Raw genomic sequence first — 25290 nt, forward strand, 5'->3', positions numbered from 1 at the left:
GGCTCAGTTCAGCTTGACCAACTGCTTGCCGAAGTTCTGGCCCTTGAGCATGCCGATGAAGGCCGCGGGCGCCTGTTCCAGCCCCTGTGCCACCGACTCGCGCCATTGCAGTTTGCCGCTGGCCACCAGGCCGCCGAGTTCGCGCAGCGCCGCGGGCCACTGGTCCATATGCTCGGAGACGATGAAGCCCTCCAGTTTCAGGCGGTTGATCAACACCGTGCGAACGTTCTTCATGCAGTAGGGATCGGTGGTGTTGTAGTCGGCGATCATGCCGCACAGCGCAATGCGGCCGAAGGCGTTGGTGCGCGTCAGCAGGGTGTCGAAAATCTCGCCGCCGACGTTCTCGAACAGGCAGTCCGCCCCGTTTGGCAGCGCCGCTTTCAAATCGGCCTTGAGGTTGCCGGCCTTGTAGTCGACGCAGGCGTCGAGGCCCAGTACCTCCGCCACATAGCGGCATTTCTCCGCGCCGCCCGCCACGCCCACGGCGCGGCAGCCCTTGGCCTTGGCGAGTTGGCCGACCACACTGCCCACCGCGCCGGAGGCTGCGGTCACCACCACCGTCTCGCCCGTCTTGGGCTCGCAGATGGCGTTCAGCCCATACCAGGCCGTGACGCCGGGCATGCCCACCGGGCCGAGGTGGGCCGCCAGCGGCACATGGGTCACATCCACCTTTTGCAGAGCGCGCGCGGGAGCGACGCCGTACAACTGCCAGCCCAGCATGCCCACCACCTTGTCGCCGGGTTTGAAGTGCGGATCGCGCGAGACCACGACCTCGCCCGCCGTGCCGCCCACCATCACCGCGCCCAGTGCCACCGGTTCGGCGTAGGACTTGGCGTCGGACATGCGCCCGCGCATATAGGGGTCGAGCGACAGCCAGTGGTTGCGCACCAGCACTTCGCCCTCGCCCGGCTCGGGCACGGGGCCACGTTCGAGCCGGAAGTGATGCTCTTCCACCCAGCCGCTGGGCCGTTCGGCAAGGACGAGTTGCAAATTATGGTCAGCCATGTGTGTTCTCCAGGAAAGTTGCCAGGCCGCGTTCGCCCATGCGAACGAGGAGTTGCCGCGCATCGTTCCGCCCAAGTTCGTAGGCGGCGCGAATGCCGTGTGGGTTGGTGTAATCCCAGCCACTCACCGGCACGCGGTGCGAGGGCTGGATGTAGAGAAGCGATGTGCCGTTTGCGGCAGGGGTCGCGGATAGCGCCGTGTGAGCAGCACCAGGGTGATGCCGTCGCCGGCTCCGGGGGGGCAGCGCGTGAACCGGCACGTTGTCCACCATGCCGCCGTCGAGCACCGGGCGACCGTGCAAGCATGGCAGCGGCCAGGCCGACGCCGATGCGCGCCTCGTTCATCATGTGGAACATGCAGCGCAGGCCATCGCCGGGCGCACCGACGCGCCAGCCGATGGCTCCTGCCATACCGCGCACCGGATGGCGGCCGTCGCCGAAACTGAGCAGGGTGTTGGGCGTGCCGCGCCAACCGCATTTGTGGTTGAGCCCGGCCAGGGTGATGTCGTTGCGAAGGTATTCAACTGCCCCCAAGGCCGGCTCGCCGACCCGCCCCACGAGGGGGTCAAGGAAACTTGGGGCGACCCTGCGCTTCCTTGTGAGTCGGCCATCGGCATCCACCATCATCTTGGGCGCGATGAACAGCGAAATGCCGCGCGGGCCGGGGATGAGCTTGCCGTCCGCCCCCGGAATCTTGGCCAGCACCAGATGCACGATGTTCTCGGTGAGTTCGTGCTCGCCGGCCGAAATCCACATCTTGTTGCCGAACAGGCGGTAGCGGGGGCCGAGTGCGTCCGCCTCGAAATCGTCGCCATCCGGCAAGGCGCGGGTGGCGATGTCCGACAGGCTGGTGCCGGCCTGCGGTTCGGACAAACACATCGTCCCCGCCCAGCGTCCGCTGAACTCGGTTTGCGCGAACACGCGCTGCTGCGCCGGGGTGCCATGCGCCATCAGCAGGTTGGCGTTGCCCACCGTGAGCATGCCCGCGCCGATGCTGACCGAGGCCCTGGCGAAAAATGCGTTGGCTGCGGCCTCCACGGTGTAGGGCAACTGCATGCCGCCGAGGGCTTCGTCCTGCGCCGCGGCCAGCATGCCGGACTCGGCGTAGGCCCGCCAGGCATCGTGCGCGGCTTGCGGCAGGATGACCCGGTCGCCATCCTGGCGCGGCTCCTCGAGATCGACCAGGCGATTGAACGGCGCGTACTTGTCGCGGGCAATGCGTTCGCAGGTGTCGAGCACCGGGGTGAAGGTGGCCAAGCTGTGCTCGGCGTAACGAGGCCTTGCGTTCAGGGCTTCAACGTCGAGCCAGTCACGCAACAGGAACTCGATGGTTTGGCGCATGGCTCAACGGCTCTTTGCAAGCGGCAATCACAGCACTTCGAACAAGCCCGCCGCGCCCTGGCCGCCGCCGATGCACATGGTGACCACCACATACTTCACGCCGCGGCGCTTGCCCTCGATCAAGGCATGGCCCACCAGGCGCGCGCCGGTCACGCCATAGGGATGGCCGACGGCAATGGCGCCGCCGTTGACGTTCAGGCGATCGTCGGGAATGCCGAGCTTGTCACGGCAGTAAATGACCTGCACGGCGAATGCCTCGTTCAGCTCCCACAGGCCGATGTCGTCGATCTTCAGCCCCGTGCGCTGCAGCAGGCGCGGAATGGCGAACACGGGGCAGATGCCCATTTCATCCGGCTCGCAGCCGGCCACGGCAAAACCGCGGAAGGCACCCAGGGGCTTGAGCCCGCGCTGCTCGGCGAGCTTGGCGTTCATCACCACGCAGGCCGAGGCACCGTCGGAAAACTGGCTGGCATTGCCGGCGGCGATGACCCCGCCGGGCAGGGCCGGGCGGATTTTGGCCACGCCCTCATAAGTGGTGTCGGCGCGAATGCCTTCGTCGGCACTGAGCGTGACCTCGCGCGTGAGGATCTGGCCGGTCGCCTTGTCGGCCACGCCGGTGCGCACGGTGATGGGCACGATCTCATCCGTGAACCTGCCTGCCGCCTGTCCGGCTGCTGCACGCTGCTGGCTGCGCGCGCCGTATTCATCCTGCAGTTGGCGCGAGATGCCGTAGCGCTTGGCCACGGTTTCGGCGGTTTGCAGCATGGTCCAGTAAATCTCGGGCTTGTGCTGCAACAGCCACGCTTCGCGCAGCATGTGCTTGTTGGCGCGGTCGTTCTGCACACAGGAAATGGACTCGACGCCACCGGCGATCATCACCGGAACCTGGTCGACGATGACGCGCTGCGCGGCGATGGCGATGGCCTGCAGGCCCGATGCGCAGAAGCGGTTGACCGTGGCACCCGCTGCCGTCACCGGCAGTCCGGCGCGCAGCGCAATCTGCCGCGCGATATTGCCGCCGGCGGCGCCCTCGGGGTAGGCGCAGCCGAAGATGCAGTCTTCCACCTCGGCAGGGTCGATGCCCGCGCGCTGCACCGCGGCTTGCACCACATGGCCGCCGAGCGTGGCGCCGTGGGTGAGGTTGAGCGCGCCGCGCCAGGATTTGGCAAGCGCCGTGCGCGCGGTGGAGACGATGACGGCCTCTAGCATGGGAAACTCCAATGGGTAGGGTGTGATGCGTGTGATGTGGTGGTGCGCCGATGCGTGCCTGCGCGCGAGCCGATGGCCGGTAATCCGGGCACGGACGATCAGGGTTCGGAGGCGGAGTTTGAGTGGTCAAGCGTCGTTGAAGGTCTTGCCCTGCGCCGCCAGTTCGGCCAGCAGCGGCGCGGGTTGCCAGAACTCGGCATCGCCCCCGGGCTGCGCCGCGAACTGGCGCATGCGCCGCACCACCATGGCGAGGCCGACGCTGTCGGCGTAGCCCATCGGCCCGCCGCGCCAGGCCGGGAAACCGTAGCCGGCCAGATACACCAAGTCGATGTCCGAGGCACGTTGCGCGATGCCTTCGGAGAGCAGCCGCGCGCCTTCGTTCACCAAGGCGTAGATGCAACGCTCGACGATCTCGGCGTCGCTGAACTGGCGCGGCGTGACGCCAATCTCCTTGCGGTAGCCGAGAATCAGCGCGTCCACTTCGGGGTCTGGCAGCGCATCGCGTTTGCCCGGCTCGTAGCGATACCAGCCCGCCCCCGTCTTCTGGCCAAAACGGCCACGCTCGCACAGGCGGTCAGCCAGAGCGGAATACCTCACCGTCGGCTTCTCGACATAGCGCCGTTTGCGAATCGCCCAGCCGATGTCGTTGCCTGCCAGATCGCCCATGCGGTAAGGCCCCATCGCCATGCCCCAGGTTTCGAGCGCACGGTCCACCTGCTGCGGGCTCGCGCCCTCCTCCACGAGGAAGTTGGCCATGCGGCCGTAATGCTCGATCATGCGGTTGCCGATGAAGCCGTCGCACACGCCGGACACCACCGCCGTCTTGCGGATGGTCTTGGCCACCTTCATCACCGTGGCGAGCACGTCCTTGGCGGTGGCCTTGCCGCGCACCACTTCCAGCAGCTTCATGACGTTGGCGGGGCTGAAAAAATGCATGCCGATGACGTCTTGCGGGCGCTTGGTGAAACCGGCGATGGCGTCCAGATTCAGGGTCGAGGTGTTGGAAGCAAGAATGGCCCCCGGCCGGGCCACGGCATCCAGGCGCTGGAACACATCGCGCTTGACCTCCATGGCCTCGAACACGGCTTCGATGACGAGGTCGCAATCGGCCAGTTGCGCGAAGTCCAGCGTGGGATGCAGCAGGCCCATGCGTTTGTCCACCTGTTCGGGCTTGAGCTTGCCCTTCTTGGCCGAGTTGTCGTAGTTCTTGTGAATGGTGGCCACGCCACGGTCCAGCGCCTCCTGCCTGGTTTCAAGCAGGGTGACGGGAATGCCGACATTCAAAAAATTCATGCTGATGCCGCCACCCATGGTGCCAGCGCCAATCACGCCAACCTTGGCAATGGTGCGCGTTGGCGTGTCGGCGGGCACGTCGGGAATCTTGGAGGCTGCACGTTCGGCGAAAAAGGCATGGCGCAGCGCCTGCGATTCGGGCGTGGCCATCAGCATGGCGAACAGGCCGCGCTCCTGCAGCAAACCTTCGCTGAAGGGCTTGAGCGCGCCGGCCACCGCCTCCACGCATTGCAGGCGTGCCGGCTCGCGCGGGAATTGCGCCTGCACCATGGTGCGGGTGAACTGGATGAAGGCTTCGGCGTCGGCGTGGTCAACCGCGCGCTCGCGCACCTTGGGCGTGGGCTGCGGCGAGGCCGCCAGCTTGCGCGCGACTTCGGCGGCCGCCGCCACCACGTCCTGCTCGACCACGGCATCGAACAGCGCGGTTTTCGCCAGCATCTTGGCCGGCACCGGTTCGCCGGAAACAATCATGTTCATGGCGTTTTCCAGCCCCACGGCGCGGGGGAGGCGCTGGGTGCCGCCAGCACCCGGCAGCAGCCCGAGCTTGACCTCCGGCAGCGCAACCAAGGCAGACGCCAGGGCCACGCGGCCATGGCAGCCGAGCGCGAATTCCAGCCCGCCGCCCATGCAGGTGCCGTTGATGGCCGCGACCACCGGTTTGGCGCAGGCTTCGGCCACGGCAATGATATCGAGCAAATGCGGCGAAGCCATCGCCTCGGGCTTGCCGAATTCACGAATGTCGGCGCCGCCGGAAAACATCGCCCCGGCCCCGGTGACGACGATGCCGCGCACCGCAGGGTCGGCGGCTGCAGCGTCGATGGCCTCCACCAGCAGGCGTCGCTGCTGCCTGCCAAAGCCGTTGACCGGGGGGTTGTCGAGAGTGAGGACGGCGACGTCCCCGAAGCGCGATGCAATGACGCTGCCCATGCTGTCTCCTGGAATATGAACGAGCCCGGTGCGATTGCGGGCGCTTGATTCCGCAATGCAGAACTTTGTTTTGAATACGATCGATGCTAGCCTGCCGACGTTCACTTGTAAAGGCGCCAACCGACGCCGCTGCGTCAGGTCAGAATCATGCAAAAAATTCACGTCCTCCTGACCAAGGAGGAACTCGACACCCAGCGCCTGGATGGCCGCGTGGCCATCGTGCTCGACGTCCTGTTCGCCACCACCTCGGCGCTGGCCGCGCTGCAGGCCGGCGCCAGGGCCGTCATTCCGGCGCTGGACGCCGCGCATGCGCGCAGCATCGCCGCAGGGCTGGAACCGTCAAGCACCATCCTCAGCGGCGAACTCGACGCCGAAACCCTGCCCGGCTTTGCCCACCCCACGCCGCTTGCGCTCCTGCGCCACGACTTGCGCGAACGCACACTGATCTACAGCACCACGAATGGCACGGTCGCGCTGCACAAGGCTCAAGCTGCCGCCCGGGTCTACGCCGCAAGCCTGCGCAACGCCCGGGCCACCATCGAGCATGTGCTGCGCGAGCATGCGCACAGCACTGTGCTGGTGGTCTGCGCCGGCTCAAGCGGGCAGTTCAATCTGGAAGATTTCTACGGCGCCGGCCTGCTCGTGTCCTGCCTGCAGCAGGCGCCGGGCGCGCGCAGTTTTTCGGACGCGGCGCTGGCCGCCGCAGCCCTGCACCAAGGCAGCGACGCGCTGCGCAGCCTGCGCGATTCGCGCGTCGGACGGCTGATGACGTCGCGCCACCTCGACGCCGAAGTGGAGTACGCGGCCCAGCCGCATGCGGATGACGTGGTTGCGCGCCTGGTGGACGGCCGGCTGGTGCGCGTGCCTTCGCCTTGAACGGGAACCCAACATGCTGCAACACCATGACATGACCCTGCCCAGCGGCATCCGCCTGCACGCCGCAAGCGCGGGGGAGCAGGGCAAGCCCTTGATGCTGCTCGTCCATGGCTTCCCCGAATGCTGGGCGGCGTGGCAGGCGCAACTCGTGGCCTTCGGCCGCGATCATTTCGCTCTGGCGCCAGACCTGCGCGGCTACAACCTCTCGGACAAGCCACAGGGTGTCGCCGCCTACCGGGTGCAACCGTTGATGGACGACTTGCTCGGCCTGGTGCAGCACTTCGGCTATGCGCAATGCGTGCTGGTCGCGCACGACTGGGGTGGCGCGGTGGCCTGGAGCCTGGCTCGAAACATCCGCGACGGTTGGCAGCGAACGCTGTTCAGCGCATGATCAGCCGTTCCAGTTGCTGCACCATCGCCATCAGTTTCGGCCTGACCTCGTCGAGCAGGAAGGCGGGGGACAACTGGAACGCCGGGCCGCCGCAGTTGATGGCCATCAGCGGCATGCCACCGCCGGGGTCGAAGCCCACGGCGATGGCGTTCACGTCAGGCTGCCAGTCGCCGAAGGAGCAAGCCACGCCCAGACTGCGGTAGTCGTCCAGCGCCTTGTCGATGCCGCGCTTGAGCGCCGGCCAGGCCAGGCCGTCGAGTGCGGCCAAGTCGTCGTAAACCGCGGCGCGTTCGCGCTCGCCCACCACGGCGAGGTAGGCGCGGCCCATCGCCGTGGTGGCAATGGGGATGCGCGAGCCCACGTCCAAACTCAGGGTCAGCGCCGAGGCGCTGCGGCAGTTCTCCACATAGATCAGCGACAGGCGGTCGCGTGTGCCCAGCGACACCATGGCCTTGGACGCATCGGCCAGTTCCTGCATCAAGGGCCTCGCCACCTGGCGCACATCCATGCGCGCCAGCACCGTGCTGCCCAGCGACAAAGTGGCCGTGCCCAGGCGGTACTTGCCGCTGTCCTCGTCTTGCGCGAGGTAGCCCAGGCGCGTGAGGGTGTAGGTCAGGCGCGAGACGGTGGACTTGGGCAGCTTGCAGCGCTGGGCAATCTCCAGATTGCCCAAGGCCTTGTCGCGCGAGCGAAAGCTGGACAACACCTCCAGGCCACGTGCCAGCGCAGTGACGAATTGGCGGTCGTCCTTCGCGCCCGGGCTGAGCTTGCCAGTCGGCATGGGCTGTGACGGCTTGGGAATGGACGTTTTCATGGTCGGGGCGAAGTCTCGATGCTTGCTGCGAAGGTGGCGCCTGGCGAGGCTTGACAGCCCACCCGGCACGCCGAACAATCGCCACCATATTTCACGGAACGAAATTCCGCAATGCGGTTTTACGGTCAATCGATTTTTGTCAGTTTTCCCCCACCCAGCATGCATGGCGCACATGGATCGCACATGGATATCGACCTGACTCCTGAGCACGCCGCTTTCCGCACCGAAGTGCGCGCCTTTTTAGACACGGCGCTGCCAGGCGATATTCGCCGCAAGGTGTTGTGCGGCTCGCGTCTGGAGAAGGACGATTTCGGGCGCTGGCAACGCATCCTGCATGCCCATGGCTGGGCCGCGCCGAATTGGCCGGAACAATGCGGCGGCACCGGCTGGAGCGCTGTCCAGCAGGCCCTGTTCGACGAGGAATGCGCCCTCGCCGGCGCGCCGCGGCAACTGCCCTTCGGCCTGAAGATGCTGGCCCCGGTGCTGCTGCGTTTCGGCAGCGAAGCCCAGCGCCAGACCCTGCTGCCCGACATTGCCAGCGGTGCGGTGTGGTGGTGCCAGGGCTATTCCGAGCCGGGTTCCGGCTCGGACCTGGCCTCGCTCAAGACCCGTGCGCTGCGCGACGGCGACGACTACATCGTCACCGGCCAGAAAACCTGGACCACGCTGGGCCAATATGCCGACTGGATTTTTTGCCTGGTGCGCACCGACGCCACGGCCAAACAGCAGCAAGGCATTTCCTTCCTGCTCGTCGACATGCGCTCGCCCGGCGTCACGGTGCGCCCCATCATCACCCTGGACGGAGAACACGAGGTCAACGAAGTCTGGTTCGACGCCGTGCGCGTGCCCGTGGCCAACCGCGTCGGCGAAGAGAACCAGGGCTGGACCATCGCCAAATACCTGCTCGGTCACGAGCGCAGCAATATTGCCGGCGTGGGCATCGCCAAGCGGGAGCTGGCACGCCTGAAGGACATCGTCGCCCGGGCCGACGCCAACGGCCGACGCCTGCGCGGGGATGCGCTGTTTGCGGTGCGCGTCGCCCAGGTCGAGATCGACCTGCTGGCGCTGGAAGCGACGCAACTGCGCATGCTGCAACGCGATGGGCCGCCAGGGCCGGAAAGCTCCATGCTCAAGGTGCTGGGCAGCGAGCTGCAGCAGCGCCTGTCCGAACTGCTGATGCACGCCGCGGGCCAGCGCGCTCTGCCCTTCGGACTTGCCGCCGAAGGCGCGGATGCGCCGACGACTGAAAACCAGTGTGACGAACTGCTCGCCGCGCAATACGCCAACTGGCGCAAGCTCTCCATCTTCGGCGGCAGCAACGAAATCCAGAAAAACATCCTGACCCGTGCTTTAGGTTTGTGAAGGAAACCGCATGCAGTGGCAACCCACCGATGAACAAGGCCAACTGGCCGACGCGCTGCGCCGCTTCATCCAGCGCGACTACGGCTTCGAGCAACGCCGCGCCCTGGCCGCCGGCAAAGGCTTCAGCCCGCAAGCCTGGGCCACCCTGGCCGAACTCGGCATCACCGCCCTGCTCGTGCCCGAAGCCCACGGCGGCCTGAACGCAAGCCTGCAGGACGGCCTGCATGCCTTGCAGACCCTGGCCCCCGCGCTGCCGCTGGAGCCGGTGCTGACAAGCAGTCTGCTGGCCACGCGACTGCTCGCCGCCAGCGAGGGCAGCGCAGCCGCGCAAACCTGGCTGCCGCGCATGGCCGCAGGCCAGGCTATCGCCACCCCGGCGGTGTTCGAGCCGGGCGACGGCTTCGACGCCGAACGGCCCCGCACCACGGCCACGCGGCATGCCGAAGGCTGGCGGCTCGACGGTGCCAAGACCCTGGTGCTGCAAGCGCAATTCGCCGAGGTCTTGCTGGTGTCGGCACGCGCCGACGACGCGGCCGTCGCCTGGTTCGCCGTGCCCACAAGCAGCCGCGGCGTCAGCCTGCGCCCCTATGCCCTGCTCGACGCCCAGCGCGCCGCCGACGTGAAGCTGGATGGCGTGCAGCTTGCAGCCGACGCCCGCATCGACCCGGCCGGCCGGGGCATGGCGATGGGCGAAGACTTGCGCGCCTTGTGGCTGGCGGCGCTGTGCGCCGAGGGCGTCGGTCTTTTGCAGGCCACTCTGGATGCCACCGTGGCCTATCTCAACACCCGCCAGCAATTCGGCCAGCCCATCGGCCGCTTTCAAGTGCTGCAGCACCGCGCCGTGGACATGTGGATGGAGGTGGAGCAGGCGCGCTCCATGGCTTTGCTCGCCGCCGAGGTTTGCGCCCACGACGATGCCATGCACCGCGCCCGCATGCTCGCCGCCGCCAAGTCGCGCGTCGGCCAGGCCTGTCGCTTCGTCTCGCAGCAGGCGGTGCAATTGCATGGCGGCATGGGCATGACCGACGAGATGCAGGTGAGTCACTGGTTCAAGCGCCTGACCACCATCGAACTCTGGCTGGGCGACAGCGACACCCAGTTGCAGCATGTCGCCCGCGGCCTGCTCGCCGCCTGACCCTTTCAGGAGAACACCCATGCCTGCACGCCAAGCCCGCGCCGTGGTTTGCCGTGGCCCGGAACGCGCTTTTGAAGTCGAGACCATTCGCGTCGAGCCACCGCGCCGCAACGAAGTCAGCATCCGCCTCGCCGCCTGCGGCGTGTGCCACAGCGATCTCTCGGCCACCAACGGCACCATTCCCATGGCGCCGCCCCTGGTGCTGGGGCATGAAGGCGCCGGAATCGTGGTCGAGGTCGGCGAAGGCGCGACTGAACTCGCCGTTGGCGATGCCGTGGTGAGCTCCTTCGTCAGCATGTGCGGGCATTGCCGCTATTGCCAGACCGGCAGGCCGCAACTGTGCGACCAGGCCGCCCGGGCGCTCACCACCCTGCCGGACGGCACGGTGCGCACGTTCGACGCTGCCGGCCAGCCGCTGTCGGTGTTTTCCGGGTGCGGCGTGATGGCCGAATACGCCACGCTGCACGTCGACAGCGTGGTGAAGATCGATGCCGCCATGCCGCTGGAGCCGGCCTGCCTGATTGCCTGCGGCGTGATGACCGGCGTGGGCGCGGCGTTCAACACCGCCCGCGTGCAGGCCGGATCGAGCGTGGCCGTGTTCGGCTGCGGCGGCGTCGGCCTGAGCGCCATCCAGGGCTGCGCCATCGCCGGGGCCGCCAGCATCATCGCGGTGGACACCATGGCCCACAAGCTCGAATTCGCGCGCCTGTTCGGCGCCACCCACACCGTGGATGCCAGCGTCGAACCCAACGTGGTCAAGGCCATCAAACGGCTGAGCGATGGCGGCGTGGACTATGCGTTTGAATGCGTCGGTCTCGGCACGCTCGCCGCGCAGGCCTATGGCAGCCTGCGCAAAGGCGGCACGGCCGTGGTGGTGGGCGTGGCCGCCCAGTCGGATACCACCAGCGTGCGCACCGCCAGCCTCACCTTCGAGGAAAAAACCCTCACCGGCAGCTATTACGGCTCGGCACGGCCGCGACAAGACTTTCCCCGGCTCATTGCGCTGTACCGCGCCGGACGCCTGAAGCTCGATGAACTCATCACCCAGCGCTATCGGCTGGACCAAGCCGCGCAAGCCTTCGCCGACCTGCAGGCCGGACGCAATGCCCGCGGCGTCATTGTGTTCGATCCAGCCTGAACGGCACGCCCTTCCTGACACTCTCTAACGGATTCACCGTGCAGAACTTTCAAGACAAGACTGCGGTCATCACCGGTGCCGCCGGTGGCATCGGCCTGGCCCTGGCGCGGCAGGCGGCCGGGTGCGGCATGAAGCTGGTGTTGACCGATCTCGACGCCGACCGCTTGCAACACGCCGCCGCCAGCCTCGGCCTGCCGCCGGAGCGCTTGCTGTTGCGCGCCGCCGACGTCAGCCGCGAAGCCGATGTGGCCGCCCTGGCCGATGCCAGCTTCGCCCGTTTCGGCGCCGTGCATCTGCTGTTCAACAACGCCGGCGTGGGCTGCAGCCGACTCACCACCGAGCACAGCACCGCCGACTGGGACTGGGTGCTGGGCGTCAACCTGATGAGCGTGGTCCACGGCATTCGCCATTTCGTGCCGCGCATGCAGCAGCAAGGCGAGCCCAGCCATGTGGTGAACACCGCCTCCGCCGCGGGCCTGGTGTCCAGCCCCGGCATGGCGGCCTACAACGTGAGCAAGCATGGCGTGGTCACACTGTCGGAAACCTTGTATGCGGAGCTTGCCGAGCAGAAATCGCAGGTCGGCGTTTCGGTGCTGTGCCCGGCCTGGGTGCCCACCGGCATCAACCAGAGCGCGCGCCACCGGCAGCCGCGTTTCGGCGCCGAGCCCGAACTGTCGCCACAATCGGCCGCCTACGCGGTGCGCATGGCCCAGGCGGTGCAGTCCGGCAAGCTCACGCCCGACGACATCGCCCGCATCACGTTCTCTGCCGTGGAGCAAGGGCAGTTCTACATCGCGCCGCACCGCAAAATTCTGCAGGCGGTGGAACTGCGCTGCCAGGACATGGTGCAGGGCCGCAATCCCACGCCGCCCACGCCGCCAGCTTCACCCACTCCACCCGCCGCAGCCGAGGTGTCCCGATGAAAGCCCTGCTGTGCACGGCCTATGGCCCGGTCGTCACCCTGCGCCTGGAAGACGCGCCTGATCCCACGGCAGCAGCCGGCGAGGTGGTCATCGCGGTGCGCGCCTGCGCGCTGAACTTTCCCGATGCGCTCATCGTCCAGGGCCTCTACCAGACCAAGCCGGCCCTGCCCTTTTCGCCCGGCGCCGAGTTTGCCGGGACCATCCTGCAAGCGGGCGCTGGCGTGACGGCCTACAAGCCGGGCGACGCCGTCATCGCCTTCGCCGGCCACGGCGGCCTGGCCGAGCGCTGCGCGGCGGTGGATGCGCGCCGCGTGATGCCGCTGCCTGCGGGCATGAGCTTCGAACAAGGCGCGGCGTTCATGCTGACCTATGGCACATCCATCCACGCGCTGAAAGACGTGGCGCAGTTGCAGCCCGGCGAGACCCTGGCTGTGCTCGGGGCTGGTGGCGGTGTGGGCCTGGCTGCGGTGGACATCGCCAAGGCCATGGGCGCGCGGGTGATCGCCGCGGCATCCAGCAAGGCCAAGCTGCAGCTTGCGCAGGAGCATGGTGCCGATGTGTTGCTGGACTACGCCAGCGAAGACCTGCGCCAACGCCTGCTGGCGCTGACCGACGGCAAAGGCGCCGACGTGGTGCTCGACCCGGTGGGCGGGCGCCTACGCCGAAGCCGCGCTGCGCGCCACCGCCTGGCGCGGCCGCTACCTGGTGGTGGGTTTCGCGGCGGGTGACATTCCCCGCATTGCTCTCAACCTCGCGCTGCTGAAAGAGCGCCAGATTCTCGGCGTGTACTGGGGCGAGGCGGTGCAGCGCGACCCGAAGCAACATGCCAGCAATGTGCGGCAATTGCTGCAGTGGTTCGCTGCCGCAAGCGTGCGCCCGGAGATCACCGAACAGGTCACGCTGGATCTGAAATGGGCGCCAGAACCCTCCACGCCTCAACCATGTCCGTGCGCAAACACGAGATAGGCTTCGCCCCCATCGCGCACCAGCCGGCACTTGGCGCCATGCGGCAAGGTCAGTTTGGTGCGCACATGGCCAAACGGCAGGCCGGTGATAACCGGGACCCCATCGGTTTTAAGCTGGGCGCGCAGCCAGGCGACGGCGGCGGCAAGGTCGAAGCCGGCATCGTGCGCGGTGAGCTTGTACTCGGTGAACGCGCCCAGCACCACGGCTTTTTGCCGCTGCAACACACCGGCATGCAAGAGCTGGGTGAACATGCGCTCCACGCTGTAGGGCTGCTCGGCAATGTCTTCCAGAAACAGCACGCCGCGCTGTTTGGGTAGGTAAGGCGTACCCACCAGGCTGGCCACCAGGCTCAAGTTCCCGCCCCACAACACGCCTGCGGCGTCCAGCCCGCGCGGAGCGTCGTCGCAGGTGAAACCGACGGCTTCCTGGCTGCCGTCGAGCGCATCGAGAAAGCTGTCCACGGTGATGTCATCGAGTTTCTCGCTGCCGAAGTCGTAAGCCGCCATCGGTCCGCTGTAGGTGACTGCGCCAGTCTGCGCCAGCACCGCCAGTTGCAGCGCGGTGAAATCGCTATGGCCCACCCAGCATTGCCGGCGCTGGGTCATGGCCTCGGCCAGCAAAGGGTAGTCCAGCTTGTGCAGGATGCGGCCGAGGCCATAGCCGCCGCGTGTGGCCAGCACCACTTGCGCCTTGCTGCGCGCGGCACGGTGGATGGCCTGCAGGCGTTGCGCATCGGTGCCGGCAAAGCGCTGCACGCGGCTCAAAGCCTGCGCGTCACGCTGCACGCGAAAGCCGAGTGCCTGCAAATGCTGCTCCGCGCGCTCGATGCGCTGCGGCTCGGGCACCGCGCCAGAAGGGGAGATCAGGCGCAGCAGGCCGCGTGCAGGGGTTTGATTGGGGGCGGGTGTTGCAGTCATGTCGGAGATCGCCTAGGGACGTGAGGTGGTTGATGAAACAGGCCTGACGGCTCTGGAACGGCGCTACGCCAAGACCGCGGTGACGGGCGCCGCAAAGAGGCCATGCAAATAGCAATAGGCTAAGTCTGCGGAGGGCTCGCGGCTGGATCACCGGTTTCGTCGAGGTGCTGCACGTCGATCCCCGTGGCGTGCACGCGGTTCTCGGCATCCTCGTTGACCACGCCGCCGCCGGCTCCGGCCGGCGTGGCCAGCTCGACGGCAACGGCTTCGCGCGCTTGCCGCAACTGGCTCCTGCGCTCACGGAAAAAATCTTGCAGCAGGCGCGCGCAGGACTCGGCCTCGACATCGGCGTGCAAAACGCAATGGTGGTTCAGGCGCGGTTCATCGAACAAGTTCAGCACGCTGCCGGCGGCGCCCGTTTTCGGGTCGCGCGCGCCGAACACGACACGGTCCAGTCGCGCGTGCATCAGCGCCATCGCGCACATCGCGCAGGGCTCCAGCGTGACGTAGAGGGTGCAGCCCGGCAGGCGGTAATTGCCGAGCAGGCTGGCGGCCTGGCGCAGGGCGATGATTTCCGCGTGGGCCGTGGGGTCGCTGTCGCCGATGGGCCGGTTGTAGCCCGTGGCGATCACCCTGCCCTCGTGCACGATCACCGCGCCCACCGGCACCTCGCCCAGCAGCCAGGCGTTCTGCGCCTGATCGAGCGCCAGGCGCATGAACGCGATGTCGGCCGCGCCGGCTTCGGTCATCGCCGTGGTCATGTCAGCGCGCTCAAGGCGACGAAGGCGCGTTCACCGGCTTGGTCTGCAAGGCCTGGTTCAGCTTTTGCTTGAACTGGTCCAGCGCCGCCGCGCCTTGCACCGGGGTGTTGATGCTCGGATCCTGCGGGGCGGATGCCGTTGCGCTGCCTGCTTGCGGCGGGACTGGCCGTGGTGCCAACTCGGTCTTGGCCAGCCAGGCGACGATGAGCAGCGCCAGCAACAAACCGATCAAACCGAATCCTGCGCGCATGGCTTGTTCCCACTCCATCATCAACAAGATCTCCAAACCCGCATGGTTAAAGGATTTGGCTTCGATCGACATGGGGCTTTACCGTCGCTTTTACCGTCAGAACCGCGGACCTTTTGCTGGCGCGGGAGATGGAGCGATTTGCGGGGAAGCGACTCTGGCGACACCATCATCAATCAACATCAAGGATACCCAAGATCGCAGGTCTTGTCCTCACTTCGAGACTTTTGGGCGGCCCAGCACTGTGAGTCGATGCAGCTTCGCGATACTCTCGTGCAGTTCCGTAATCGAGCTCTACACTTCGACGAAGCAAGCCTGCGCGAAATCGCAGCCCGCGTCTTCGATCGCACCCTCAACATCGAGTCGAGCATGATGGACCACTGGATCCTCGGGGGCGGAGGCGCCCCTTTGCGGCCACACCTTGATGCGATCGTCGCTCCGACTCTTGTAATGCACGGCACCCCCGATCCGCTCTTCCCCTATGGCCATGCAGTGGCGCTTTCCAAGGAAAGCCCCGGCGCCCAGTTACTCCCGCTGGAGGGGATGGGCCACGAGATGCCGCCTCGGGAAATCTGGGGCGTGGTCGTCCCCGCGATACTGCAGCACACGTCGAACCGCTGACGGTAGCGATGACGCCCACCCCTTCATTCCAGCGGACGTCCCGCAAACGGGCCGCTGCTGAACGCAAATGTTATGCATTTCGGTAAATGATTATGACATCTACGGGAGATATCTCAATTCATCCTCCACTTGAAGGAGAATGGAAGTTTTTAAGGCCTCCCGGTCACCATCCGTATGCATTTGACTTTGTACAGATGGATAACAAAAGAAAGTCGTCTCATAACGCGGCCAAGTGGCGTTTCTATGTAAATCAAATATCGTCAAATAAGTTCTATTCCTGGAACAAACCAGTTTACGCACCGATTGATGGAGAAGTTATTCGTGTTGGAAACGGATGGCAAGATCACGAGTACACCAATATCTGGAAAGCAATTCAGATATGGTACAACGCGACTTACAAATTTCGGCCCAAAGAAGAAAACGGCAGGTTGGATATCAGGCCAAATGCCGGGAATCATGTGATGATACAAGCGAAGGAAGGCTATATCGTCTTTCTCGCCCACCTCAGGAATCAGTCGATTTTAGTCAAAGAAGGCCAGCATGTGCGGCAGGGGGAAGTGATAGGCATGGTGGGTAACTCTGGTAACTCAACCGCACCCCACCTTCATATCAATTTGTTTGATCAAATGGAAAACCCATTTGAATCAAAAGTGCTTCAATTTTTATTTAGTAGCTACGAATTGTTGAGTGCAGAGGGGCGATGGGTTAAGCACACTTCGTCTGTACCAAAAGTGGGTACGTTTGTGAGGTTTAATGCATAACGAACAAGGTTAGATCGCGCAAGCGAAGCGCAGCCGCGATCTAAACCGGTTGTTGGACGAGCCCGGTTCGACGGCACTGCAAATAGCTTTTTTGGTTTTTCCGGATGCGCCGGACTTTGCGCTGATCAAAGACCGAACGGTCCGATGATGCAGGCAGTCAATAGCAACCACCCGGTGCCCTGAGGCACATTTTTTGATTCACTCTGCTGGCGTTTCACCGCATTGGAGCGAGCCTACCCACAGCACCCGTCGGGCGCTGATGCGCTAGCCAAATGTGGCGCGACTTATCTGCTCAGGTCTTGCTCCCGTGGTGCACACGGCGGCTCGGTGAAGGACGGCAAAATTCGCCGCCGCACGATGACCATCGCAGCGCCGCAGCAGCGGCACAGCAATTGCGGGCGCGGTGTTTGAGTGGGCGGCGCGCTTGGGGCGTTGGACTGTTTGAACACCAGCAGGCGCAGCAGCGCGATCAGGCGTTTGCTGTTGGGATGCAAAAAACCGTAGTTGCGCGAGCGCCGAAAGCCTTTGGGCAGCACGTGCTGCAGCACCAGCCACAAGAAGGTGGCCCCGCTGACGGTGCGCTGCACCAGCTTGCCTGTCTTGCTGTCGCGCCAGCGGTAGGTGACGCAGCCGTTCTCGCACCGCAGGATCTCACGCTCTTGAATCACGCCCCGGTACAGGTAGCGACCCAGATAGACCAAGGCTTTTTCACCGTTGCCCACGGCCTTGCAATCCACCACCCACTTCTGTGGCAGAGCGCTCGGTAGCGGCAAACCGGCCTCAAGCAGTGCTGCGATGAACTTGGCGCGAAACACCGTGGCCAGCGCCTTGTGGTTGAACAGATAGCCATCGCCCTTGGTGCTGCGGCGCAGGGTGCGCCACAAGCCCTTGTCGGCATCCAGCACCGCCGCGGGCATGGCCAGGTGCACATGCGGATGAAACGCCAGTTGGCGCGAATGCGTGTGCAGCACCGCCACCGCGCCGGGGCTGCCTTGCAACTGCTTGTGGTTCTGGCTGAACATGTGCAGCGTGGCCCAGGCGCAGTCCATCAACGCGCCGTAGAAGATGCGTTGATGCTGCCATGCCAGGGGCCGCAGTTCGGCGGGCAAGGTGAAGGTGATGAGGAAGTAACTGCCCGGCACCAGTCGCTGCGTTTGCCGCTCGATCCAGCGTTGGCTCTCATGGTGCTGGCAGTGCGGACAGTTTCGATGGCCACAAGAATGCGGCACCGTGCGCTGCTCGCCGCAGTCGCCGCACTGCGCCAGCATGCGCGGCGCCAGGGTTGAGCGGCAGCGCTTCATGGCAACCAGGGCCTGGCGCTGATTGCGCAGGGCACACTGGGGGTACTGCGCCAGATAGTCGGCCTCGAAGCGCTCGATGATGGATGCAAGGGAGATCATTGGACACCTCGCCAGTCGAGGCTGAAGCGTGCCATCAAAGCCTCGATGCGAACACTGGCCTGATCGTTGGTGTGGCTGGTGAGGTGGGTATAGCGCGCGGTGGTCAAAATGCTGTGGTGGCCCAGAATCTTCTGCACTTCAAGCAGGTCAACTCCGGCTTCGATCAGGTGAGTTGCATAGCTGTGGCGAAGGCTGTGGGGTGTGATCTTTTTTTTAGCCCGCAATCGATGGCCACCTGGTGCAGGGTTTTTTGCACACCACCGCGGTCCAGCGGTGTGCGCGCCAGATGGGCACCTTGCAGGCCGCCCTGGCGGTTGGGAAACAGCAGCACGGGGTTGCGGTGCGTTTGCCAAAAGCGGCGCAGTACGGACAGGGTGGTTGCAGGCAGAGGAACCAGCCGATCCCGGTTGCCTTTGGAGTCGCGAACGTGAACGCGTCGGCGCGTCGCATCAATGTCGCCCACCTTCAAGGCCAGACCCTCACTCAGGCGCAAGCCCATGCTATAGACGGTGAAATAGAACACGCGGTAGCTCAGCGTGCGGGTGGCACAAAACAGCGCTTGTGCTTCTTCCACGGTGACGATGTCAGGCAAGCGCTGGACCTTGGGCGGCTTGATGAAGTTGGGCATGGCCCAGGGCTTGCCCAGAACATGCAGGGTGTAGAACTTGAAACCATACAGATCAAGTTTGACCGCGCTCCAGGAATGCGAGCCAATCAAGTCGCTGAAGTAGTCGGTGAGTTGCGCTGGCGACAGGTTGTCTATTTTGTGGTCGAAGTACTCGCCCATGCGCCGGATGGCGCGGGCATACGCATCGATGGTCTTGGGCTGCAGGCCTTTGAGCTTGAGGTGCTTGAGGTGGGTTTGGTAGCGCTGATCGAAATCAGCCGTGTTGCTGGTGGTCTTCATGCTGCTGTGTCCTCACGAAATGTTGCAGAATCACCCCATCGGAATTGAAGGGGGTGACCAGTGCAGAATAAGTCGTGTCAGCGCTGGGGTGGACTACTCCGCGTAGCGGCTTCGTCCAACCCTGCGTTCAAGCGGGACGCCGCAAAAGCGCGGCGCCCCTTAACTTTGCGATAGATTGCCGGGCCTTCTCACTGTGGTGGCTTCGCCCCGCCTGAACGGCGCGGCGGGATACTTGCCGTTTCCCTGATGTCAGAAACTGATGTACAATTCTTACCTGTAGAGGTGTCCCGTGAACACGCTGCCCGAATCGATCCTGCTGCACGCCCGATCCCTGCCCGAGGGAGGCGTGCTGTCGCCCAAGGTATTCCTCCACCTGGGAAGCCGGGTCGCGGTCGATCAGGCGTTCTCCCGGCTAGTCAAGGCCGGCAAGCTGCTGCGTGTGACGCGAGGCACCTATGTCGCTCCGGTCTCCAGCCGGTTCGGCACGCGCGCACCCGCGCCAGAGAAGGTCGTGAAGGCAATGGCGGAGCAAAGCGGTGAGACCGTCGCGCCACATGGCGCCAACGCCGCCAACGCCCTGGGATTGACGCAACAGGTTCCCATCCGCGAGGTCTACCTGACCTCCGGCCGAACCCGGAAGCTGAAGCTGGGGCGCTCGGAAGTGTTGGTGAAGCATGTGCCCCGCTGGATGCTGGCCTTGGGCATAGGACCCGCCGGTGCCGCAGTACGTGCCTTGGCCTGGATGGGACCTACGCATGCCGGCGAGTCGCTGGCCACGCTGCGCCGCACCCTTCCCCGCACTGAATGGAGCGCCCTCACCTCCGCCCGTGCGGCTCTGCCGTCCTGGATGGCCCAGGCGATCGGCAGGGAAGCAGCGCGTGGCTGAATACTTCTTTGCACTCAGTCAAGACGACCAGCGCGAAGCGCTGGAACAAGTCCGTGCGGAAACTGGACGCCCCACTCACCTGCTCGAAAAGGATGTGTGGGTGGTGTGGACACTGCGTGCCCTATTCGAGTCGCCGCTGGCCGCCGACTTGACCTTCAAGGGCGGCACATCCTTATCCAAGGTCTACAAGATCATCGACCGCTTCTCCGAGGATGTCGATCTGACCTACGACATCCGCAAGCTGATCGCAGACTTGATCAGCGGCGACGGCGATCTGCCGGCCAGCCGCAGTCAGGCCGACAGATGGACCAAGGCTGTACGCCATCGCCTGCCCGAGTGGATCGCAGCGAGCGTGCAACCAGTCATCGAGGCCTCGCTGGCGCACGATCGACTAGACGCCAAGGTCGAAATCGGCGGCAAGGATAACGACAAGCTGCTTCTCCATTACCCGGCGCTCGCGCAAGGCACGGGCTACGTGCCGCCCGTTGTCGCGCTGGAGTTCGGCGGGCGCGCCACCGGCGAGCCACATCAGGTGCTGCCCGTGGTTTGCGACATGGACGGGCATCTGCCCGACGTGTCATTTCCCACGGCTTCGCCCCTGGTCATGAGTGTGGCGCGAACCTTCTGGGAAAAGGCCACAGCAGCGCACGTGTACTGTGCCCAAGGCCGCATCCGCGGTGAACGGTATGCGCGGCACTGGCATGACTTGGCCGCCATCGCGCGCAGCCAGCATTTCGCCGGCGTTATCACGGATCGCGCTGTCGCCGCTGCCGTGGCGCAGCACAAATCCTTCTTCTTCATTGAGAAGGATGTCGGTGGCGCGGTCATCGACTATGCGTCGGCGACCCAGGGGCATTTGAGAATCGTCCCTGAGGGTGAGGCGCGAGAAGCCCTCGCCGCCGACTATGAAGCGATGCTGGCCGACGAGGTGATGGTGGGCGACGCACTCCCCTTCGATCAACTGATGCAGGCTTGCGCCGAAGTCGAAGCCAGGGCGAACGAGGCAGCCGTGTCGCCGTAATAGCGCCCCAAAAAAGCTCGGAAGGCAGCGTGGGCCCAGCACCCGGCTATTTTGAATATTTTAAATTATCGTAGCCATACTACGACTCTGAGAACCAAATAGAACTTGGCAATCTCATGAAAAGATGGTATCAATCGTAGTATGGCTACGACTAATCGAAGCAAGCTAAATTCCCTCTACACCAAGCTGGCGCCAGGAACCCCACTGACGTCAGAAGACTTGGCCGCCCTCGGCATCTCCGCTGACCTCGCCGTCTACTACGTGCGCGCCGGCTGGCTGTCCCGGCTGGCGCGAGGGGTGTACTACCGGCCCAACGAAACGCTGGCGCTACATCCGAGCCTCGTTCTACTGGAGCGCCAGATCGAGGGGCTGCATGTCGGTGGCAAGTCGGCGCTCGACTGGTACAGCGTGCGCCATTATCTGTCGCAGCAACCCGTCCTGCATCTGTATGGCTGGGCGGCGGCGCGCCTGCCCGGCTGGTTCACCGAACTGTTTCCGGCCGAGTATCACCGCAAACGCCTGTTCGAAGAACCGCGCGGCGCCCTACTTCACACGGGTCCATTCGAGAAGCGCAACGGCGCCCCCCAGGTCGCTGCTCCGGAGCGCGCTCTGCTGGAAGTGCTGAGTGAAGTCGGCGTTCGCCAGTCGCTGCAAGAAGCACGCGAACTCACGGAGGGAACTTACAGCCTGCGTGCTGATGTGCTGTGCGAGTTGCTGCAACGTTTCACTAGTGTCAAGACCGTGCGGCTGTGTCTGCAGTTGGGCAAAGAGCTCTCGTTGCCTTGGATGAGCAAGCTTGACCCGGCCACGCTGCCCACAGGCAGCGGCCGTCCCTGGGTGTCCCGATCCTCAGATGGATTGCTGGTGCTCAAGCCATGAATCAGGTCTATCTCGACACTGCGCGCCTGCTGACGCAGGTAGCGCCAATCGTCTTTGTGGATGGCACGTTCGCACTCAAAGGCGGCACAGCGATCAATCTGTTCATTCGCGACATGCCGCGGCTGTCGGTCGATCTCGACCTAGTTTTTCCCGATCACAGCCTGCCGCGCAATCAAGCCTTGGCACGCATCAACGAGGCCATCCGTCAGTCCGCCGACCGCTTGAACAAACGGGGATTCCAGACCCATTCGCTCGCCGCGGCAGACGCCGGCGAGACCAAGCTGCTGGTACGCCACGGCGGCATCGAGGTCAAGATCGAAGTTAATTTCGTGATGCGTGGCACCGTCCATCCGGTCCGCACGGCTGCGCTGACCCCCAGAGCGCGCGACGTGCTACTGGCCGACCTGGAGATTCCGGTCGTCTCACTGGAGGACTTGTACGGCGGCAAACTGGTCGCGGCTATGGATCGGCAGCATCCGCGCGACCTATTCGACGTGATGCAACTGTTTGCGCATGAGGGAATCACTCCGGGCATCCGGCGCGCGTTCGTCGTCTACCTGGTCAGCCACAACCGGCCCGTGCATGAAGTCCTCTTCCCGATCCTGCGCAACATTGACCAAGAGTACGAACGCAACTTCAAAGGCATGACCACGGACCCTGTGGAATTGCCCGAACTGCTGGCCACGCGCGAACGCATGGTGCATGAACTCCAAGCCGGGCTGGACGCCAATGAACGCCGCTTCTTGCTGTCGTTGGTTGCCAACCAGCCCGAATGGCCGCTGCTGGGATTCGCCCACATCGATCAGTTGCCCGGCATCCGCTGGAAGCTGCACAACCTCGGGCAACTGCAGAAGATCAACGCCAAGAAGCACGCCGAGCAGGTCGACGCGCTTGCGAAGCGCCTGGCCTAGGAGAGCCTACGCATGGACGTTCTGTGCTTCCTCCAGGAAGCCGCAATTGCACAGGTTGAAAGCCTATGCGAATGGCTGGAAGGAGGCATGCTGAAGGCCAAGTATCCAAGCACGAGGGAGCATACGTGAGCCCAGCCGCAAGCGAGACCTCCATGCGCTCCTCGATCGATCGCCATCGATCTTCTCCCGATGTGTCGTTGGACGAGCATGTGCGCCGATGCCAGATTGTCCTTGCCCAGGCACTCGAACCGCGGCAGGCCATCTATCTGGACACCAAGTTTTGGATCATCCTGCGCGATGCCGCGACCGGAGTGCGTGCGACTGAAGACAAACTAGAACTGCTGGCGCTGCTGCGCGCCAACGTCGCCGTCGGCAAGGCCTTCTGCCCCATCAGCGAGAGCACGTTCGCTGAACTGTTCAAGCAGCCTGATTAGGGCTATTCCTCAGCCATGAAAGTTGCTCGCCAAGCGCAAGGTCGGCTCGGGATGAGGCTTGCACAGCATCATCGCGCGCGCCAGTCGCGGCAGCATCTCGCGCAGGCGAAACCGACGGTTGAAACGATAGGCCGCCTCGGCCAAATAGCGCCGCGCGTACTTGCCCTGCCGGATCGCGTGGTAGCTGCCGCTGATCGCACGCTTGACGTTGCCCAGCAGCACGTTGACCCAGCGTGCGCCCTTCACCTCACAGGCGGCACGCCCTCCCTCGGTCTCCAGCACTGTATGCGCGTGCCCGGCATCGGCGAAGCGACGGAAGCAGAACAAGCCATCGCTGAAGACCTCGGCGTCGGGCGCCAGATGGCGCGCGCACCAGTCCTTGGTGCTGTCGTCGCCGAAGCTGCGCACCGGCTCGATCACCGCATGCAACGGGTGCTCAAGCGTCGCGTCGGTCTCCACCGCGATCAGGAACGCCTGCTTGTTCTCCGAGCCGCGCCCCGGCTTGCCGCCGTTGCGCTCCCCGCCCAGGTAGGCGTCATCGATCTGCACAAATCCCGAGAGCTGGCGCGGTGCTTCGCGCACGGCCATCGCCTGCATGACCTTGTGCTTGATGCGCCAAGCCGCTTTGTAATTGACGCCCAGATGCCGCATCAGCTCGAGCGCCGCCATGTTGGTCTTGGTCGAGGTCAGCAGGTGGATGGCCAGCAGCCAGGTGCGCAACGGCAGCTTGGTCGCCTCGAAGATCGTCCCGCTGAGCAGGGTCGTCTGATGCCGACATGCGCGGCACTGGTAGTACACCTGCCGGCCGCGGCGAAAGCGCGAGCGCCGGCGGTCATCGCAAGCCGGGCAGCGGAAGCCGGGCAGCGGAAGCCGTGCGGCCAGCGTGCCCGGTACAAGGCGCGGTAGGCCTTGGCTTCGGTGCCGTACAGCTGCATGAACTCCATCATCGACAGGCCCTGCTGGAACTGCACGAGATTGATCGACATGGCGTGTGCCCTCGGCGGTGGAGAGGGCGTCATCGTCTTCCAGCGCCGTCGCAAATCACGCGACGACAGGCTGAGGTTCGGGGCGAATCAGGTCAAGCAGAGGGATGTGAACACACGGCAGGCGACCGCGCAGCTTATCGATGAGCTGAGTCTTGGAGTTGCCCTGATTCCGTTCGATGCACGCGTCATCATGGAGTTGCAGAACTTCATCTACGCCAGCGGCGGGCAGCGGAATCTGCCGCGGCCTCAGCACCTGGTGTGGTCGAAGCTGAGTTATGTCCTGGGCTGGGCGCATCCGGCGCAGACAGGCTTCGATATTGCGATCGAACTGGCGCTACAGAAGGCGTTTTTCGATCACATGTGGACTATTATTCCACTGGCTGAGATGGTCGCCACGATCGGCGACAACATGCCTCCGGACGGGAGCCGCTTCCAGTCTCTCGCGGCTCAGCTCAACACCGGCAATGCGCAGCATGCGGACGAACTGCGCAGCTATCAGCAGACGTACTCCATCGAGATCCGCGGTGTCATCGACCTCTTTGCGGACGAGGCCGCCGACATCGTCCGCGAAATTGCTGAACTGGCGATCAGAAAACCGCTGCCCCGCGAAGGCGACGAATGGGCGGCTTACGTGCGCGAATGGAAGGCCTTCTTGAACTCAGCGTTCAAGAAGGAAGAGGTCAAGGATGCCTTGCGGACTTTGCATATCAACACCTGCTTACATGCTGCCGTGCGGTGGAACAAGGGGCGGCAACTGGAAGCCAACGACTTTTATGACTTTCACCATGCGGCGGCGGCGCTGGCCTACTGCGACATGTTCCTGACCGAGCGTCCGCTGAAGGCGATGCTTACCGCGAAGAACATTGCCCTCGACAAACGCTACTCCTGCGAGGTGGCAGCAGGCATTCCCGATATTCTGGACATGCTGCGCCGCTGAATCGGCTTCAATCCGTCGCAGGATCAAAGCTTCACAAACGAGTACCGATTTTTGATGTTGGCATGGAAATACTTTCCCTTAGAGTTGGCACCCATGAACCCGTCATATTCACCCTGAGATACGCCTGCGTAGTCGTACACAGATCCACTGTTGAACTCAATTTCAAGGGTCTGACTATCCGCGTCATAGCCGATTGCGCGGATGTCAGTTGAGGTAACTGGCGTGCGTTCCATGGTGCGTCTC

At 64.5% G+C, this 25290-nt stretch carries 24 protein-coding genes and 4 pseudogenes; 15 read left to right on the top strand and 13 right to left on the bottom strand.

Going from position 1 to position 25290, the window contains the following annotated elements; genetic code table 11:
• Positions 1 to 3: 3 nt before the first annotated feature.
• From ACYCUK_RS10010 to ACYCUK_RS10025, 4 genes and pseudogenes are all read right to left on the bottom strand, one after another.
• Positions 4 to 1005, bottom strand: a complete 1002-nt coding sequence (locus ACYCUK_RS10010) for an NADP-dependent oxidoreductase (RefSeq protein WP_461594628.1) — start codon at positions 1003 to 1005, stop codon at positions 4 to 6.
• 299 nt (positions 1006 to 1304) lie between these two features.
• Positions 1305 to 2345, bottom strand: a pseudogene (locus ACYCUK_RS10015) (acyl-CoA dehydrogenase family protein); the annotation flags it as partial.
• A gap of 27 nt (positions 2346 to 2372) precedes the next feature.
• Positions 2373 to 3554 (bottom strand): acetyl-CoA C-acyltransferase, encoded by a 1182-nt coding sequence (locus ACYCUK_RS10020; protein ID WP_461594629.1) that lies wholly within the window; start codon positions 3552 to 3554, stop codon positions 2373 to 2375.
• 126 nt (positions 3555 to 3680) lie between these two features.
• Positions 3681 to 5774, bottom strand: a complete 2094-nt coding sequence (locus ACYCUK_RS10025; protein ID WP_461594630.1) for a 3-hydroxyacyl-CoA dehydrogenase NAD-binding domain-containing protein — start codon at positions 5772 to 5774, stop codon at positions 3681 to 3683.
• Positions 5775 to 5921: 147 nt separating this feature from the next.
• Here ACYCUK_RS10025 and ACYCUK_RS10030 point away from each other — a divergent pair, with 147 nt between their 5' ends.
• Positions 5922 to 6650: a 2-phosphosulfolactate phosphatase gene (locus ACYCUK_RS10030; protein ID WP_461594631.1), complete on the top strand. Its 729-nt coding sequence runs from the start codon at positions 5922 to 5924 to the stop codon at positions 6648 to 6650.
• Positions 6651 to 6663: 13 nt separating this feature from the next.
• Positions 6664 to 7041 (top strand): alpha/beta fold hydrolase, encoded by a 378-nt coding sequence (locus ACYCUK_RS10035; RefSeq protein WP_461594632.1) that lies wholly within the window; start codon positions 6664 to 6666, stop codon positions 7039 to 7041.
• Here the strand turns inward: ACYCUK_RS10035 and ACYCUK_RS10040 are convergent.
• Positions 7031 to 7822: an IclR family transcriptional regulator gene (locus ACYCUK_RS10040; protein ID WP_461594656.1), complete on the bottom strand. Its 792-nt coding sequence runs from the start codon at positions 7820 to 7822 to the stop codon at positions 7031 to 7033. The genes ACYCUK_RS10035 and ACYCUK_RS10040 overlap by 11 nt on opposite strands.
• A gap of 216 nt (positions 7823 to 8038) precedes the next feature.
• On the opposite strand from ACYCUK_RS10040, the gene ACYCUK_RS10045 reads away from it, so the two are divergent.
• From ACYCUK_RS10045 to ACYCUK_RS10065, 5 genes and pseudogenes are all read left to right on the top strand, one after another.
• Positions 8039 to 9217: an acyl-CoA dehydrogenase family protein gene (locus tag ACYCUK_RS10045; RefSeq protein ID WP_461594633.1), complete on the top strand. Its 1179-nt coding sequence runs from the start codon at positions 8039 to 8041 to the stop codon at positions 9215 to 9217.
• 10 nt (positions 9218 to 9227) lie between these two features.
• The gene (locus ACYCUK_RS10050; RefSeq protein WP_461594634.1) at positions 9228 to 10352 is read left to right on the top strand and encodes an acyl-CoA dehydrogenase family protein; all 1125 of its coding nucleotides are present in this window, start codon (positions 9228 to 9230) and stop codon (positions 10350 to 10352) included.
• Between the two features lie 19 nt (positions 10353 to 10371).
• Positions 10372 to 11490 (top strand): zinc-binding dehydrogenase, encoded by a 1119-nt coding sequence (locus ACYCUK_RS10055; protein WP_461594635.1) that lies wholly within the window; start codon positions 10372 to 10374, stop codon positions 11488 to 11490.
• 38 nt (positions 11491 to 11528) lie between these two features.
• Positions 11529 to 12413: an SDR family NAD(P)-dependent oxidoreductase gene (locus ACYCUK_RS10060; protein ID WP_461594636.1), complete on the top strand. Its 885-nt coding sequence runs from the start codon at positions 11529 to 11531 to the stop codon at positions 12411 to 12413.
• A pseudogene (locus ACYCUK_RS10065) lies at positions 12410 to 13316 on the top strand (NADPH:quinone oxidoreductase family protein); the annotation flags it as partial. The gene ACYCUK_RS10060 and the pseudogene ACYCUK_RS10065, both read left to right, overlap by 4 nt.
• A 32-nt stretch (positions 13317 to 13348) precedes the next feature.
• Here the strand turns inward: ACYCUK_RS10065 and ACYCUK_RS10070 are convergent.
• The 3 genes from ACYCUK_RS10070 to ACYCUK_RS10080 form a co-directional block, all read right to left on the bottom strand.
• Positions 13349 to 14296, bottom strand: coding sequence for an LD-carboxypeptidase (locus ACYCUK_RS10070; RefSeq protein ID WP_461594637.1), 948 nt, complete (start codon positions 14294 to 14296; stop codon positions 13349 to 13351).
• Between the two features lie 119 nt (positions 14297 to 14415).
• Positions 14416 to 15057 carry a tRNA adenosine(34) deaminase TadA gene (gene tadA / locus ACYCUK_RS10075; RefSeq protein WP_461594638.1) on the bottom strand — a complete coding sequence of 214 codons (642 nt, stop codon included), beginning with the start codon at positions 15055 to 15057 and terminating at the stop codon, positions 14416 to 14418.
• A 10-nt stretch (positions 15058 to 15067) separates the two neighbouring features.
• On the bottom strand, positions 15068 to 15379 hold the full coding sequence (locus tag ACYCUK_RS10080; RefSeq protein ID WP_461594639.1) for a hypothetical protein: 312 nt from the start codon (positions 15377 to 15379) through the stop codon (positions 15068 to 15070).
• A gap of 177 nt (positions 15380 to 15556) precedes the next feature.
• Between ACYCUK_RS10080 and ACYCUK_RS10085 the strand changes: the two genes are divergently transcribed.
• Both ACYCUK_RS10085 and ACYCUK_RS10090 read left to right on the top strand, forming a co-directional pair.
• Entirely contained in the window at positions 15557 to 15925 is a 369-nt protein-coding gene (locus tag ACYCUK_RS10085; RefSeq protein WP_461594640.1) for an alpha/beta fold hydrolase, read from the top strand.
• Positions 15926 to 16011: 86 nt separating this feature from the next.
• Positions 16012 to 16686, top strand: a complete 675-nt coding sequence (locus tag ACYCUK_RS10090; RefSeq protein WP_461594641.1) for a M23 family metallopeptidase — start codon at positions 16012 to 16014, stop codon at positions 16684 to 16686.
• A 284-nt stretch (positions 16687 to 16970) separates the two neighbouring features.
• Here ACYCUK_RS10090 and ACYCUK_RS10095 read toward each other — a convergent pair whose 3' ends face one another.
• From ACYCUK_RS10095 to ACYCUK_RS10105, 3 genes and pseudogenes are all read right to left on the bottom strand, one after another.
• Complete coding sequence (locus ACYCUK_RS10095; protein WP_461594642.1) at positions 16971 to 18086, bottom strand: IS91 family transposase; 1116 nt, start codon at positions 18084 to 18086, stop codon at positions 16971 to 16973.
• Positions 18083 to 18223, bottom strand: a complete 141-nt coding sequence (locus ACYCUK_RS10100) for a hypothetical protein (protein ID WP_461594657.1) — start codon at positions 18221 to 18223, stop codon at positions 18083 to 18085. The genes ACYCUK_RS10095 and ACYCUK_RS10100 overlap by 4 nt, the downstream gene beginning before the upstream one ends.
• A pseudogene (locus tag ACYCUK_RS10105) lies at positions 18224 to 18993 on the bottom strand (site-specific integrase); the annotation flags it as partial.
• A 289-nt stretch (positions 18994 to 19282) separates the two neighbouring features.
• On the opposite strand from ACYCUK_RS10105, the gene ACYCUK_RS10110 reads away from it, so the two are divergent.
• The 5 genes from ACYCUK_RS10110 to ACYCUK_RS10130 all read left to right on the top strand — a co-directional run bounded on the left by ACYCUK_RS10110 (position 19283) and on the right by ACYCUK_RS10130 (position 23124).
• Positions 19283 to 19879: a DUF6088 family protein gene (locus ACYCUK_RS10110; protein WP_461594643.1), complete on the top strand. Its 597-nt coding sequence runs from the start codon at positions 19283 to 19285 to the stop codon at positions 19877 to 19879.
• The gene (locus ACYCUK_RS10115; RefSeq protein WP_461594644.1) at positions 19872 to 20900 is read left to right on the top strand and encodes a nucleotidyl transferase AbiEii/AbiGii toxin family protein; all 1029 of its coding nucleotides are present in this window, start codon (positions 19872 to 19874) and stop codon (positions 20898 to 20900) included. Before ACYCUK_RS10110 ends, ACYCUK_RS10115 begins: the two co-directional genes overlap by 8 nt.
• A gap of 141 nt (positions 20901 to 21041) precedes the next feature.
• Entirely contained in the window at positions 21042 to 21779 is a 738-nt protein-coding gene (locus tag ACYCUK_RS10120) for a type IV toxin-antitoxin system AbiEi family antitoxin domain-containing protein (protein WP_461594645.1), read from the top strand.
• On the top strand, positions 21776 to 22690 hold the full coding sequence (locus tag ACYCUK_RS10125; protein ID WP_461594646.1) for a nucleotidyl transferase AbiEii/AbiGii toxin family protein: 915 nt from the start codon (positions 21776 to 21778) through the stop codon (positions 22688 to 22690). Before ACYCUK_RS10120 ends, ACYCUK_RS10125 begins: the two co-directional genes overlap by 4 nt.
• A gap of 125 nt (positions 22691 to 22815) precedes the next feature.
• Complete coding sequence (locus ACYCUK_RS10130; protein ID WP_461594647.1) at positions 22816 to 23124, top strand: hypothetical protein; 309 nt, start codon at positions 22816 to 22818, stop codon at positions 23122 to 23124.
• Between the two features lie 9 nt (positions 23125 to 23133).
• Here ACYCUK_RS10130 and ACYCUK_RS10135 read toward each other — a convergent pair.
• Positions 23134 to 24110 (bottom strand): annotated as a pseudogene (locus tag ACYCUK_RS10135) (IS1595 family transposase).
• On the opposite strand from ACYCUK_RS10135, the gene ACYCUK_RS10140 reads away from it, so the two are divergent.
• On the top strand, positions 24058 to 25047 hold the full coding sequence (locus tag ACYCUK_RS10140; RefSeq protein WP_461594658.1) for a hypothetical protein: 990 nt from the start codon (positions 24058 to 24060) through the stop codon (positions 25045 to 25047). The pseudogene ACYCUK_RS10135 and the gene ACYCUK_RS10140 sit on opposite strands and share 53 nt — an antisense overlap.
• 23 nt (positions 25048 to 25070) lie before the next feature.
• On the opposite strand, the gene ACYCUK_RS10145 is transcribed toward ACYCUK_RS10140, so the two are convergent.
• Positions 25071 to 25280, bottom strand: a complete 210-nt coding sequence (locus ACYCUK_RS10145; RefSeq protein ID WP_461594648.1) for a KTSC domain-containing protein — start codon at positions 25278 to 25280, stop codon at positions 25071 to 25073.
• Between the last annotated feature and the right edge of the window lie 10 nt (positions 25281 to 25290).

The sequence above is a fragment of the Thiomonas sp. genome (assembly GCF_054608695.1).

Bases quoted from the DNA above. Each gene is read 5' to 3' on its own strand.
- ACYCUK_RS10040 (WP_461594656.1), bottom strand. From the start codon at position 7,822: ATGCCGACTGGCAAGCTCAGCCCGGGCGCGAAGGACGACCGCCAATTC.
- ACYCUK_RS10050 (WP_461594634.1), top strand. From the start codon at position 9,228: ATGCAGTGGCAACCCACCGATGAACAAGGCCAACTGGCCGACGCGCTG.
- ACYCUK_RS10085 (WP_461594640.1), top strand. From the start codon at position 15,557: ATGCAGCTTCGCGATACTCTCGTGCAGTTCCGTAATCGAGCTCTACAC.
- ACYCUK_RS10125 (WP_461594646.1), top strand. From the start codon at position 21,776: ATGAATCAGGTCTATCTCGACACTGCGCGCCTGCTGACGCAGGTAGCG.
- ACYCUK_RS10035 (WP_461594632.1), top strand. From the start codon at position 6,664: ATGCTGCAACACCATGACATGACCCTGCCCAGCGGCATCCGCCTGCAC.
- ACYCUK_RS10055 (WP_461594635.1), top strand. From the start codon at position 10,372: ATGCCTGCACGCCAAGCCCGCGCCGTGGTTTGCCGTGGCCCGGAACGC.
- ACYCUK_RS10025 (WP_461594630.1), bottom strand. From the start codon at position 5,774: ATGGGCAGCGTCATTGCATCGCGCTTCGGGGACGTCGCCGTCCTCACT.
- ACYCUK_RS10010 (WP_461594628.1), bottom strand. From the start codon at position 1,005: ATGGCTGACCATAATTTGCAACTCGTCCTTGCCGAACGGCCCAGCGGC.
- ACYCUK_RS10140 (WP_461594658.1), top strand. From the start codon at position 24,058: ATGAACTCCATCATCGACAGGCCCTGCTGGAACTGCACGAGATTGATC.
- ACYCUK_RS10080 (WP_461594639.1), bottom strand. From the start codon at position 15,379: ATGTCGATCGAAGCCAAATCCTTTAACCATGCGGGTTTGGAGATCTTG.
- ACYCUK_RS10030 (WP_461594631.1), top strand. From the start codon at position 5,922: ATGCAAAAAATTCACGTCCTCCTGACCAAGGAGGAACTCGACACCCAG.
- ACYCUK_RS10045 (WP_461594633.1), top strand. From the start codon at position 8,039: ATGGATATCGACCTGACTCCTGAGCACGCCGCTTTCCGCACCGAAGTG.
- ACYCUK_RS10070 (WP_461594637.1), bottom strand. From the start codon at position 14,296: ATGACTGCAACACCCGCCCCCAATCAAACCCCTGCACGCGGCCTGCTG.
- ACYCUK_RS10145 (WP_461594648.1), bottom strand. From the start codon at position 25,280: ATGGAACGCACGCCAGTTACCTCAACTGACATCCGCGCAATCGGCTAT.
- ACYCUK_RS10095 (WP_461594642.1), bottom strand. From the start codon at position 18,086: ATGATCTCCCTTGCATCCATCATCGAGCGCTTCGAGGCCGACTATCTG.
- ACYCUK_RS10020 (WP_461594629.1), bottom strand. From the start codon at position 3,554: ATGCTAGAGGCCGTCATCGTCTCCACCGCGCGCACGGCGCTTGCCAAA.
- tadA (WP_461594638.1), bottom strand. From the start codon at position 15,057: ATGACCACGGCGATGACCGAAGCCGGCGCGGCCGACATCGCGTTCATG.
- ACYCUK_RS10090 (WP_461594641.1), top strand. From the start codon at position 16,012: ATGATTATGACATCTACGGGAGATATCTCAATTCATCCTCCACTTGAA.
- ACYCUK_RS10120 (WP_461594645.1), top strand. From the start codon at position 21,042: ATGGCTACGACTAATCGAAGCAAGCTAAATTCCCTCTACACCAAGCTG.